Source organism: Pseudomonas sp. GW821-FHT09H03, from assembly GCF_059415945.1.
The window spans coordinates 54,363-67,047 of sequence record NZ_JBWKOF010000007.1 but is presented as its reverse complement, the minus strand read 5'-3'; the positions used below and the strand labels follow the sequence as shown (position 1 = coordinate 67,047).

Below are 12,685 nucleotides of genomic sequence, written 5' to 3'. Positions count from 1 at the left end.
AGACCGGCATGTCGCATACGGTCGGGCATCAATATTACCGGGTCATGGACTTGAAGGCGGCGGATTGCGCCAGAAGCGCCGTTCCTGGCGCATTGTCCACGGCGCTTCGAAACGCCCCAGTTGCAGATGAATGGCACCCTGCTCGGCGCTGTCATAGATCTGCACGCCACGCCTGCGATAGCGCTCCAGAACCGTAGGGTGCGGGTGGCCGAATGAATTGCCCTGCCCCCGGGAAATCAGGACTGCCTTGGGTTGCAGTCGCCCGAGCAGGGCCATCGACGACGAACTGCGACTACCGTGATGCGGGGCCTGTAACCAGTCGGTGGGGACGCCAAGGGGGCTGTCGAGCAAAGCCCGCTCAGCCGCGGCGTCGATGTCCCCGCCCAGCAACATTCCCTCGCCACCGGCTTCAATGTGCAGCACGCAGGAGTGTTGATTACTGTCGCCGGCCGACGCCCATTGCCAGAGCTGGAAGTTCACCCCGTCCCACGCCCATTGTCGACCGCTGTCACAACCCTCGGCATTCAATCCAGCCGGCAGTCCCTCAGGCTCGCCAGCCATTACCCGCTTGACCCGCAGCCCCCGGGCCACCGCCGGCGCACCGCCAGCATGATCAGCGTGGGCGTGACTGATCAGCATCAGGTCCAACTTGTCCCCCCCCAGCTTGCGCAAGGTCGGTAGTACGACTCGCTCGCCCAGATCTGAATCCCCCATACGCGGGCCGGCGTCATATAAAAGCGCGTGGTTGCGGGTTCGCACCAGGATAGCCAGCCCTTGTCCGACATCCAGTTGCCATATTTCAGCGATGCCTGGCGGCAACAGTGGTCGGGGCGGAAAAACCAACAGCAGCAACATCGGCCAGCCCAGCCAGCGCAGCGGCACGCCTTTGGGCATCAGCAGCAGAACGGCGCCCAGCGCACCAATCACCCATGCCCACAACGGGACTGCGGGCGGGACCCATGCAGGAAGGTGTCCGGCCATCAGGCCCAGACCGGTGAACAGCCAGTCGATCAGCCCACCGGCCAGCCACAGCAAGCTCTCCCCTAGCACCGGAATGGGCAACAACAGCGTGCCCAGCAGCGCCGGTGGCAGCACCACCATACTGATCCAGGGCACCGCCAGCAGATTGACCAGCGGCCCACTGAGGCTGATCGGCAGTCCGAGAATCAACAGCAGCGGGCACAGACCGATCGCGATCAACCACTGGGCGCGAGTCCAGGACTGCCACCACCGCCAAGGGCCCAGCCGCCCGCCAAAAATGAAAATCAACACCGCCACTGCAGCGAACGACAACCAGAAACCCGGCTGCAGGCTGGCCAGCGGATCCATCAGCAAGACGCCGTTGAGTGCCAGCAACAGTGGCCACCAGGCGCCGACATGGCGAAAACGCAGGCGCCAAAGCAGCACCAGGCCGATCATCACGCAGGCGCGCCGCACAGGCACGTCAAAGCCAGCCAACAGCCCGTAACCCAGTGCGGCGGCGAATGCCAGTGCACATGCCCAGGGCAACCAGGGCAACCAGGGCAAACGACCCGGCCACAGCCCATAACGCGCCAGCCCGGCGATCAGCAGGTACACCAACCCGGCCAGCAAACCGATGTGTTGTCCGGAAATCACCAGCAGATGGACAGTGCCGGTGTCTTGCAGCACTTGCCAGTCTTCGCGGCTCAGGCCGGCGCCATCCCCCAGTACCAGCGCAATCAATGCACCGGTACGCCCCTGGGCATCCACAGCCTGCAGGCGCTGGCGGATACCGTCGCGCCAGGCCCATCGGGCTTCGCTCAGTCGATTGCCATCCTTGACCGATCCAGTGGCACCGATACGTTGCGCCAGCAGCCAGGCGTCGTAATCGAAGGCATGGGGATTGAGCAGCCCGGCGGGACGTTTCAATTTGACCGCCAGCCGCCAGCGTTCGCCGGCCATGACCGGCGGCCCGCCATACCAGGCCAGGCGCATGCGTCGCGGTAATGCCGCACGCCGCGACTGGCTGTCGCTCAGTTCGAATCGCACCACTGCGCCGGCGTTCTGCGGCAACCCGGTAACCCGCCCTTCAAGCCAGAGTGTTTCACCGTCCAGCCGCGCCATCAGGCGATCATCCAGCGCCCATTGGGCATTGGCACACGCCCAACTCAAGCCGAACAGGAAAAACGCCACCGGATAGGTCCTGAACGGCAATAGCATCAAAGCCATCACCGGTAGCAACAGCAACAACCAGACCGGCGGTAATACCGGCAAAAAACGCAAGGTCAGCAGACCCAACGCCAGCGCCATCAACCCTGTGCGCATAAGCTCGTCCTTGAGAGTCCCCCCCAAGGCTTAGCCGGTTCATCGCACGTCTGCCGTTAACAATTGTCACAAAGTCTGAATAGTCAGGTCATGGAATCCAGACATACTTGCCGCCTTCACCGATCGAGAAGCCTTATGCCCCGGCGCTTATTCAAACGTTACATGCCAGATCCGGCCAGCATCAGGGAACACAAATCCTTACGCTTTCTTGGCTCCCTGCTGCATGACCCGAACCTCTGGCACCTCAACCGCCACTCGGTCGCCCGCGCCATGGCGGTGGGCCTGTTCGCGGCGTTCCTGCCGATCCCGATGCAAATGCTGCTGGCCGCCTTTCTCTCGATCATGGTGCGCGGCAACATTCCGATTGCCGTCAGCCTGGTCTGGCTGACCAATCCGATCACGATGCCGGCGGTGTTCTATTGCACCTACCAGACCGGCGCCTGGCTGATGGACGTCCCCGCCCGGAGCTTGCCGGATGAGTTGAGCTGGGAATGGGTCAGGGGCGAACTCTCGACCTTGTGGCAGCCGTTTCTACTGGGGTCAGTAGTGACCGGCGTGGTCCTTGGGGCGTTGGCGTATTTTCTGGTGATGATGTATTGGCGATGGTGGGTGGCGCGGCAATGGCGGCGGCGTAAGCAGCGTCGGATGTGAGGGGGCGCCTCCCGCAAAAGCAAAGCGATGCTAGCTGTAGCTCGGCCTGTTTGGATGGGTGTACACCCGACAGCTTTTCTGTGGGAGCGAGCCTGCTCGCGATGACGGTGGGTCAGGCCACATTGATGCTGGACGTGCCGGCCTAATCGCTGGCAAGCCAGCTCCTACAGTTTTTGCGTAAGCATTCGAACCCAGTTAGAAAAGCTTTGGCTTTGGCTTGGCATTTGATTTTGATCTGCCTGCCCCGTTTCCAGAGGCCGAACGCAGGCGTTGCGCAGGGGGCACCGCGGCATGGATGCCGCGGTAGCCGCCCTCGGCCATGGATGGCCGATGGCGGCGGGCCCCCGGAGCAATGCCGGAGTGAGGGAATGCCGAGCCTAGGCGAGGCACCGAATGGTGGGGCAAGACCTTTTGGTTACTTTTGGGGCGTTTGCCAAAAGTGACCCGCTGTAAGAGCGGAACCATAAGCGGCCGTTACCGCAGCAACGGATATGTACTCGGTCAAAAACAACCGAAACTCAAGTCCGCATCCCCCGCCCACTCACCAACAACCGCGCACACCCCACATACAACACCACAGTCGCCACCAGCATAAAGGTGATAGCAATACTGATCCGAATATCCGAAACCCCAAGAATCCCATACCGAAACGCATTGACCATATGCAAGACCGGATTGGCCATAGACACCGTCTGCCAGAACGGCGGCAGTAACGAGATCGAATAAAACACCCCGCCAAGGTAAGTCAAAGGCGTCAGCACAAAGGTCGGAATAATCGAAATATCATCAAAGTTACGCGCAAACACCGCGTTGATGAACCCCAGCAGCGAAAAGATCGTCGCGGTCAGCACCACCACCAGAACGGTCACCCCCAGGTGATGCACCTGCAGATCGGTAAAGAACAGCGACAGCAACGTCACGATGATCCCGACCATCAACCCGCGCAACACGCCACCCAGGGCGTAGCCGATCAGAATCGTGTGCGGTGACAACGGCGATACCATCAGTTCTTCAATCGAACGCTGGAACTTGCTGCCGAAGAAACTCGAGACCACGTTGCCATAGGAGTTAGTGATCACCGACATCATGATCAGCCCCGGCACGATGTACTCCATGTAGGTAAAGCCACCCATGTCGCCGATCTGCCGACCGATCAGATTACCGAAGATCACGAAGTACAGAACCATGGTGATCGCCGGCGGCAGCAGGGTCTGCGGCCAGATCCGGGTAAAACGCCGGACCTCACGGTAAACGATGGTATTGAGGGCGACGAGATTGGGGCGCAGCTCGGAACTCATACCGCCACCTTCGACAGATTTTTCTCCACCAGGGACACGAACAACTCCTCGAGGCGATTGGTTTTGTTACGCAGGCTCAGAACTTCGATGTTCTGCTGCGCGAGCTGAGTGAACAGCGCAGTGATACCCATGGACTTGTCCACCTGGACTTCCAGGGTATGGCTATCAAGCAGCCTTGACGGGTAACCGAGCAGTTGCGGCGCGGCAGCCAGATTGCCTTTGAGGTCCAGCAGGAAGGTTTCGACATGCAGTTGGCTGAGCAACTGACGCATGCTGGTGTTTTCGACAATGGTGCCGTGGTCGATGATGCCGATGTTGCGGCACAACTGTTCAGCCTCTTCCAGATAGTGAGTGGTGAGGATGATGGTGATGCCTTTCTGGTTCAGCTCGGTGAGGAAGCTCCACATCGAGCGACGCAGTTCGATGTCCACCCCGGCAGTCGGTTCGTCGAGGATCAGCAGGCGCGGTTCATGAACCAGCGCACGCGCGATCATCAGTCGCCGCTTCATGCCGCCCGACAGCGAACGCGACGGCACATCGCGCTTGTCCCACAGGCCGAGCTGGGTCAGGTACTGCTCGGCCCGCTGCTTGGCGATTTTTGCCGGGATGCCGTAGTAACCCGCCTGGGTCACGACGATGTCGAAGGTCTTTTCAAACTGGTTGAAGTTGAATTCCTGGGGCACTACGCCGATCGAGCGCTTGAGCGCCGCAGGATTCTTGTCCAGGTCATGGCCAAAGATATTCACTGTTCCGCTGGTCTTGTTCACCAGGGTCGAGAGAATGCCGATGGTCGTGGATTTGCCGGCGCCGTTCGGGCCGAGCAAGGCGAAAAAGTCACCTTCGGCCACTTCCAGATCGATACCACTCAGGGCCTGGAAACCGTTGCCGTAGGTTTTGGTTAGCTGCCGGATGGACAGAGCGGAACTCATATCGGATTTACGCACCAGGAAGGAGGGAATGGGCCAGATAAGGGCGGGCGGCGAGCATTGCAACCACGTCGCATGCACACAATGGTGCTTGTCGCCGCCACACAAGTACAGTCAAGTGTGTCGATAGTGATTATTAAGTCAACGCGGTCATAACCGCCTTCTGATAGGCCGGACGCTGCTTGAGCCGTTCGTACCAGGCCTCCAGATGAGGCTGTGGTGCACGCTCGATCGGCATCTCGAACCAGGCATAAATAAAACTGCCGAGGGGAATGTCACCCATGCCAATCTCGTCACCAGACAGCCAGGGTTTGACCGCCAGCGCCTGGTCGGCCATAGCCAGCAGCATGTCGCACTCATTGATCGCCGCCTTGATCGCCGGCCAGTCCTGCTGCTCGGCCGGGGTGCGCAACACGCCCCAGAACACCGTGCGGAACGGGCCGGCAATGCTGAAGGAGGTCCAGTCCATCCACTTGTCGGCATTGGCCCGGCCTTGCGGGTCCGCCGGATACCAGGACGTGCCGTGGGCGTGGCGAGCCATCAGGTAGCGCACGATGGCATTGGATTCCCACATGACAAAGCCGTCATCTTCAATCATCGGCACCCGGCCGTTGGGGTTCATCGCGCGGTACTCGGGCGTATCGACGACACCAAAGGCACCACCCGCATCGATGGCTTCATAGGCAAGCCCCAGTTCCTCGACGGCCCACAACGGCTTTTTGACATTCGATGAGTTTTTCCGACCCCAGATCTTCAGCATGACCGCCTCTTTTTCGATAAGTGGGCAGGCAGCATACGCCGGATCAGGCGCGACTCAAATCGCTCTGCATGTCCCCCAGCAGTGGTTGCTGGTGCTCACCGAACAGATGCGGGTAGCACTTTTTCAAGTGCTCGAAAAAGAACGCTTGCGGCACGTCGGTGAACTGGCCGTGATCGGCAACGTACTCCATCAGCTTCGCGCCATCGCGATTGAAGGGATGAAAGACACTGTCATTGACCCCGTCGAATTCCAGCGGCGCCACATTGAACAGGTCACAGAGCTTCTGGTTGAACGCCGGAGTCGCCTTGACCCAGCGATCCTGCAAGTAAAACTCGGTATATCCATGCATCGCGAACACGTCGCTCTTGAGCAATTCGAGCAGGCGTGGCGTCGACAAATGATTGCGCACATCCGCCAGGCCGATCCGCGCGGGAATGCCGCAATGCCGGGCGCAACCTGCCAGCAGCGTGGCCTTGGGCACGCAGTAACTTTCCCCCGCCGCCAGCGCATGACTACCGCACAAGGTCTGTGGATCAAGGCTGAAGGTATAAGGGTTGTAGCGCACCGCCTCGCGCACGGCGTAGTAGAGATTAATCGCCTGCCCAAGCGGATCGCGGCTGACGCCACGATGTTTTTCGGCGAACTCCACCACACATGGGTGGTCACTATCGATGAAGCGGCCGGGACTCAGATACTCGTGCATGAGAACAATCTCCTGGGGAAGCCCCGAGTCTAGCGAGAGGTTCAGCACAGAGATAACGACATTTCGGCCAAACATGGGCGCTTTGCCGCTCGCTCCACCAACGCTTTTCCCACGCCTGCTGCCATTCGGGCCTACGAAAACCATCCAGGGTTTCCTACGATTTCAATCACATCGCTCTGACCACCCCGTTTTGTGGATGCCGTCTAAGCTCTGAGGGCTGGTCTGCCCTGGTTTCACGGAGGATTAAATATGCTGTTGTTGTGGATTCTGGTACTGCTAGTCGGGGTTGCTTATCTGGCTCACCGCCGAATTGACCCGCTGCCTGCCCTGGGCATCGTTGCCATTTACGTCGTGGCGATGGGTGCGTTCAGCCGTGCACCGGGCTGGCTGCTGCTGATTTTCTGGGTGCTGATCGCCGCCGTTGCCGCGCCATTGCTGCTGCCGGACCTGCGGCGCAAATTCTTCAGCGCACCGCTGTTCAACTGGTTCCAGAAAACCCTGCCGCCGATGTCGCAAACCGAACGCGATGCCATCGACGCCGGCACGGTATGGTGGGATGGCGAACTGTTCAGCGGTCGCCCGGACTGGAACAAGTTGCTTGCCTACCCGAAAGTGCAATTGAGCGAAGAGGAACAGGCGTTCATCGATGGACCCACCGAGCAACTCTGCGCCATGGTCAGCGAATGGCAGATCGGTCAGACAATGGACCTGCCTGCCGAAGCCTGGGCGTTCATCAAGGAAAACGGATTCTTTGCCCTGATCATTCCCAAGGAGTTTGGCGGCAAGGGTTTCTCGGCCTATGCCCACTCGCAGGTGGCAATGAAACTGGCGAGCCACAGTGGCGACCTGGCGTCCACCGTGATGGTCCCCAACTCCCTCGGTCCGGCCGAATTGTTGCTGCACTACGGCACCGACGAACAACGCAATCATTACCTGCCACGGCTGGCACGCGGTGATGAAATCCCCTGCTTTGCCCTCACAGGCCCCCTGGCCGGCTCTGACGCCGGTGGCATGCCGGATTCCGGGGTGATCTGCAAAGGGCAATGGGAAGGTAACGAAGTCCTCGGCCTGCGCCTGAACTGGGAAAAGCGCTACATCACCCTCGGCCCGGTGGCCACCCTTCTCGGCCTGGCGTTCAAAGCCTACGACCCCGATCACCTGTTGAGCGACCAGGAAGACCTGGGCATCAGCCTTGCGCTGATTCCGACCGACACCCCCGGCGTTGAAATCGGCCGCAGGCACCTGCCTTTGGGCGCAGCGTTCATGAACGGCCCGAATTCCGGCAAGGATGTGTTCATACCGCTGGAGTTCCTCATCGGCGGCCAGGAAATGCTCGGCAAAGGCTGGATGATGCTGATGAATTGCCTGTCGGTCGGGCGTTCCATTTCCCTGCCGGCGGTGGGCACCGGCATGGCCAAGTTCACCAGCCTGGTGACCGGCCAATACGCGCAGATTCGCGAACAGTTCAACGTGCCAATTGCCGCTTTCGAAGGCATTCAGGAAGCCATGGCGCGTATCGGCGGCAACGCCTGGATGATGGACGCCGCACGAATGCTCACCGCCAACGCGGTGGATCTGGGCGAGAAACCGTCGGTGTTGTCGGCGATTCTCAAGTACCACCTCACCGAGCGCGGCCGCGACTGCATCAGCGACGCCATGGATGTGCACGGCGGCAAGGCGATCATCATGGGGCCGAACAATTACCTCGGTCGCAAATGGCACGGCGCGCCGATCTTCATCACCGTGGAAGGCGCCAACATTCTCTCGCGCAACCTGATGATCTTCGGCCAGGGCGCGATTCGCTGCCACCCCTTCGTGCTTAAGGAAATGGCACTGGCCAGCCGTGAGGACAAGGATCAGGCACTGACCGAGTTCGACGGGCTGCTGCTCAAGCACATCGGTTTTGCCGTGAGCAACGCGGCCAGCACCCTGGTGCTGAACCTGGGCTTCGGCCATCTGGAATCAGCTCCGGGCGACAAACTCAGCCAGGGTTATTTCCGCGCCCTCAACCGTCAGGCCGCCGCCTTTGCCCTGCTCGCCGACCTCAGCATGATGCTGCTGGGCGGTGAACTGAAGCGCCGCGAACGCCTGTCGGCGCGGCTCGGTGATGTGTTGAGCAACATGTACCTGGCCTCCGCCGCGCTCAAGCGTTACCACGACCTCGACTCACCGCAGTACATGACGCCACTGTTCACCTGGGCCATGGAAGAAAGCCTGGGGCAGGCCGAGCGAGCCATGGATGAACTGCTGAGCAACTTCCCGAACAAGGTACTGGGCTGTCTGCTGCGAGTGATCGTGTTTCCATTCGGCCGCCGCCATAAAGGGCCGTCGGACAAACTCGGTGCCGAAGTCGCTGCGCTCATTGGCCGCGCCAAGGGTGATCCGGCACTGGAAGAAATGCTGCTCGGTTGCTATCGCCCACAATCGGCCGATGATCCGGTCGGCGCCCTGCAACATGCCTGTGATCTGTTGACTGCCGCACAACCGCTGCAGAAAAAACTGCATGTAGCGCTCAAGAGTGGTCAGGTCAAACCGGTTGCGGGCGAGCATGTGATCGATGCCGCGCTTGAGGCCGGCGTATTGCAGCCGGTGGAAGCGCAAACCTTGCGTGAAGCAGAAGCGGCCCGACGCAAAGTGATCGATGTCGATGACTTCGACAAACAGGACATCGCGCTGGCGGCGGGACAAGTCCGCTGATCCAGCACAACCTGTGCAATGTGTAAAAAAGGGCGCAGGAGCTTTATACTCCCGCGCCCGTTTTGCTCTTGAGGACTTATCTCGTGTCCAACATCGTTGCCGATCATCTCGTTTTACTCGACCACTTGCGCAGCATCCTGGTCGCCGTAGGTGAGGCCGAGCAGGTTCCCGACGAAAGTCATGCCTTGTTCCTCGAGCGCTTCGACGAACTGCTTGCACTACTGCCGGTCGATCCGATCGAAAGCCAGTATCTGGGCCAGGACATCCTGTGCCAGGTCATCACCCGCTACCCGCAAATCGCTCACCTGGTCCCGCGCGACCTGCTGTGGTACTTCGCCGGCGACTGCCTGCACTACATGCCCGATGATGAAATCGACCTGTATCAGGCACTGGAAGAACGTCGCTTCGAAGCCCAACAGAACGACGAACCTTTCGACTGGAACCAGGAAAAACAGCTGCTGGCGATGTCGAATCAGGACAGCAAGCACTGATCTACGACCCGCAATGCAAAAAGGCCCGCATGGATGAACATGCGGGCCTATTTTTTTGGGTTCTTCACGGAATCTCGGGAGACAAAAATGCCGATCTGGTGGAGTTCGCGTCTCTCTGTAGGAGCAGGCTTGCTGGCGATGGTCGTTAACGATAAAGCGTATGAGCTGAATGAACGCGGCGTACTTGAGACCATCGCCAGCAAGCCGGCTCCTACAGGTATTGGGTTATCCGTATTTCCCGGGGTTGCGCCAAGATCCATTTTTTTGCGTTCAGAACAACCCGTCACTTTCGGGCAGTTCATACTCCGATGGGGTCCAGCTAGGGCCATTGGTCTTACCCGGTTTCCCCAAAGTCGGCTCTTTAGCAAGGCACTCCACCAGGTAATCAATCAGCACCCGCAGCTTGGGAGGCAGGTATCGGGTTGGGGAATGCAGCAGCCAGGCGCCTCCGTGATAGGACGCCAAAAAGGTCCAGTCGGGCAGAACCTGCACCATCAACCCCTTTTCCAGGGCATGGCGCGCAGTGAAATACGGCAAGCTGCCAATGCCGATGTGCTGCAATACCGCGCCATAACGTACGCCAGTGTGATTGGCCGCATATCGCCCACGCACACCGACGGTAACCGATTTATTACCCTTCTTGAATTTCCAGCGCGCATCACTCGGGGTCTCGCCCAGGTAAATGCAACTGTGGTTGAGCAAGTCATGGGGGTGAGTCGGCGTACCATGCTCGGCCAGATACTGCGGCGTCGCGCAGAGTAAATGGTCAATCGTCAGCAACTGCCGCCCCACCAGCCCCGCAGGTGGCCTATCGGTGATGCGAATCGCCAGGTCGACATGATCGTCAATCAAATCGACCTGGCGATCTTCAAGCAACAGTTCCACATCCACTTTGGGATAGCGGCGCAAAAACTCCGGCATATGCGGGTGAATCACGATTCTGCCTACCGCTTTTGGTACGCTGATGCGCACCAGGCCCTCGGGTTCATCAGTGAACTGCCCACTGACTTCCATCACTGACCGGGCAGCGTTAACCATCTCCTGGCAACGCTTGAACACCTCCTCGCCGCCATCGCTCAGGCGCAGCTTGCGCGTGGTGCGTTGCAGCAGGCGGGTCGCAAGCGCCTTTTCCAGTCGCGAAATGCTGCGACTGATTGCCGAGGGGGAAGAGCCCATCTGACGAGCCGCCTCGGAGAAGCTTCCCGTCTCGACGACCTTGACGAATATCGCCATTTCACCGAGCAGGGGCAGCGGGAGATTTGTGTTCACAGCGCAACAGTCCTTTGATGTTTGACCGGATTATCACGCACTTACTGCATTTCTATAATAAAAAAGGAAATTCAATACGAGCCTGGATATGACGCTGCGCCTTTTTTTCCATAGCGATGACCTCAAGGCCAACGTGGAAGTCCTCGATTGCACACCTCACGAAAACGAGTTTGCAGTGGTGCTACGCGCAACCCTGTTTCACCCACAGGGCGGCGGGCAACCCTGCGACACTGGCTGGATCGGAGAAAGTCAGGTGTTGAGGGTGGTCCAGGAAGCGCAACGGATCGTTCACTTCGTCGACCACCCGGTCAGACTCGGCATGGCGCAGATCCGCGTCGACGAACAGCGTCGGCTGTTCAACACACGCATGCATTCCGCTGGCCACCTGATCGGCCACTTCGTCCAGGCCATGGGCTGGATGCCGATCAAGGCACATCACTGGCCGGGGGAAGGACGCGTGCAATTCAAACCGACAAATTCGGCTCAGGATATCGAGGCACTGACCGTTGAGCACGGCATCGAACAATGGATCGCCGCTGACCTGCCGCGCCTGACCTCCGTGCGTGAAGGTGCCAGGGAAATCGGTTTCGGCGACCTGCCTGCCTATGGCTGTGGCGGCACTCATGTGCGCAGCCTGAAGGACCTGCAAAGGGTTTCGATCGGTTCAGTTGCACAAAAGAAAGGGACGCTGTCGGTCCACTATCACGTGGATTGACCACGCGGGGGGGGCGCAAATGTCATCAGCCGCAAACCAGACCATTCCCGCAAAAACTTGCCTGGATGAATGCCCCCGCAAACCACCGGGGTTCTTTTCTCCTCATTCACAGGCGTGAAACAAAATCCCTACAAAATACATAGTTCGCTACCTGTCATCTTGACGACGGTGCGTATATAAAAGTACCCCACCACGGCACACCCGGTGACATCAAAGCCTCATTTGACACACCCGGTGCAAATTCTGCATTTAGTTTCATTTGCGCAGGCTGGGGCTCAAGCGCAGCATGTCCAGCCCCGTATCGACCCAGCGTTCGGCTTCGATGTGCAGTTCAAAGCTCTCTGGAGCCAGCAACCACTGGTACAGGATGCCGTCGATGTAAGCATGCAAGCTGATGGCCGCGCGGGCAGTGTCAAGATTTTCCGGCAACTGCCCCCGGTTCACTGCATTTTTCAGGGCCAGGCCGATCCGCACATTGCAATCGAGGCTGGCCGCCACTCGCTGCAGGCGCAGGTCACTCATTTCATCGGTGAATTCGCACTTATGAAACAGAATTTCGTTGATGCGCCGGGTTTTCGGGTCCAGTGCAATTTGATGAAACAAATGAACCAACAGCTTGCGCATGCAGCCCAGGGGATCGGGTTCGTCGGGGCTTTCGCTGGCCTTGGCCATCTCCTCCAGCGGCTCATGCAAGGTGTCGAGCATGGCCTGAACCAGATCCGCCTTGTTACTGAAATGCCAGTAGATGGCTCCCCGAGTGACGCCGGCCAGGGTCGCGATGTCCGCCAGGGTCGTGCGCGCCACGCCTCGCTCGTAAAAGGCTTTTTCGGCCGCCACGAGTATTTGCGCGCGGGTTTCCTGAGCTTCCTCTTTGGTGCGACGGACCATG

General features: G+C 59.4%; 11 protein-coding genes. 4 read left to right on the top strand and 7 right to left on the bottom strand.

Annotated features, from left to right (window positions below):
* Window positions 1-42: 42 nt before the first annotated feature.
* Window positions 43-2,286, bottom strand: coding sequence for a DNA internalization-related competence protein ComEC/Rec2 (locus AC07OG_RS11630; protein ID WP_495067093.1), 2,244 nt, complete (start codon window positions 2,284-2,286; stop codon window positions 43-45).
* A 135-nt stretch (window positions 2,287-2,421) separates the two neighbouring features.
* Between AC07OG_RS11630 and AC07OG_RS11625 the strand changes: the two genes are divergently transcribed.
* Window positions 2,422-2,937 carry a DUF2062 domain-containing protein gene (locus AC07OG_RS11625; protein WP_060540803.1) on the top strand — a complete coding sequence of 172 codons (516 nt, stop codon included), beginning with the start codon at window positions 2,422-2,424 and terminating at the stop codon, window positions 2,935-2,937.
* A gap of 518 nt (window positions 2,938-3,455) precedes the next feature.
* Here the strand turns inward: AC07OG_RS11625 and AC07OG_RS11620 are convergent.
* From AC07OG_RS11620 to AC07OG_RS11605, 4 genes are all read right to left on the bottom strand, one after another.
* Window positions 3,456-4,235, bottom strand: a complete 780-nt coding sequence (locus AC07OG_RS11620) for an ABC transporter permease (protein WP_495067092.1) — start codon at window positions 4,233-4,235, stop codon at window positions 3,456-3,458.
* The gene (locus AC07OG_RS11615; RefSeq protein WP_060540801.1) at window positions 4,232-5,164 is read right to left on the bottom strand and encodes an ABC transporter ATP-binding protein; all 933 of its coding nucleotides are present in this window, start codon (window positions 5,162-5,164) and stop codon (window positions 4,232-4,234) included. Before AC07OG_RS11615 ends, AC07OG_RS11620 begins: the two co-directional genes overlap by 4 nt.
* A gap of 133 nt (window positions 5,165-5,297) precedes the next feature.
* Window positions 5,298-5,921 carry a glutathione S-transferase family protein gene (locus AC07OG_RS11610; RefSeq protein ID WP_495067091.1) on the bottom strand — a complete coding sequence of 208 codons (624 nt, stop codon included), beginning with the start codon at window positions 5,919-5,921 and terminating at the stop codon, window positions 5,298-5,300.
* A 43-nt stretch (window positions 5,922-5,964) separates the two neighbouring features.
* Complete coding sequence (locus AC07OG_RS11605; RefSeq protein ID WP_060540799.1) at window positions 5,965-6,624, bottom strand: transglutaminase-like domain-containing protein; 660 nt, start codon at window positions 6,622-6,624, stop codon at window positions 5,965-5,967.
* A 249-nt stretch (window positions 6,625-6,873) separates the two neighbouring features.
* Between AC07OG_RS11605 and AC07OG_RS11600 the strand changes: the two genes are divergently transcribed.
* Window positions 6,874-9,321: an acyl-CoA dehydrogenase gene (locus tag AC07OG_RS11600; RefSeq protein WP_495067090.1), complete on the top strand. Its 2,448-nt coding sequence runs from the start codon at window positions 6,874-6,876 to the stop codon at window positions 9,319-9,321.
* 83 nt (window positions 9,322-9,404) lie between these two features.
* On the top strand, window positions 9,405-9,812 hold the full coding sequence (locus AC07OG_RS11595) for a PA2817 family protein (protein ID WP_060540797.1): 408 nt from the start codon (window positions 9,405-9,407) through the stop codon (window positions 9,810-9,812).
* 270 nt (window positions 9,813-10,082) lie between these two features.
* On the opposite strand, the gene AC07OG_RS11590 is transcribed toward AC07OG_RS11595, so the two are convergent.
* A complete protein-coding gene (locus tag AC07OG_RS11590; protein WP_495067089.1) occupies window positions 10,083-11,081 on the bottom strand; it encodes a LysR family transcriptional regulator in 999 nt (332 codons plus the stop codon).
* Between the two features lie 88 nt (window positions 11,082-11,169).
* On the opposite strand from AC07OG_RS11590, the gene AC07OG_RS11585 reads away from it, so the two are divergent.
* Window positions 11,170-11,796, top strand: coding sequence for an alanyl-tRNA editing protein (locus tag AC07OG_RS11585; protein ID WP_495067088.1), 627 nt, complete (start codon window positions 11,170-11,172; stop codon window positions 11,794-11,796).
* Window positions 11,797-12,051: 255 nt separating this feature from the next.
* Here AC07OG_RS11585 and emhR read toward each other — a convergent pair whose 3' ends face one another.
* Window positions 12,052-12,684, bottom strand: coding sequence for an efflux system transcriptional repressor EmhR (emhR, locus tag AC07OG_RS11580; RefSeq protein ID WP_060541138.1), 633 nt, complete (start codon window positions 12,682-12,684; stop codon window positions 12,052-12,054).
* Window position 12,685: the final 1 nt, after the last annotated feature.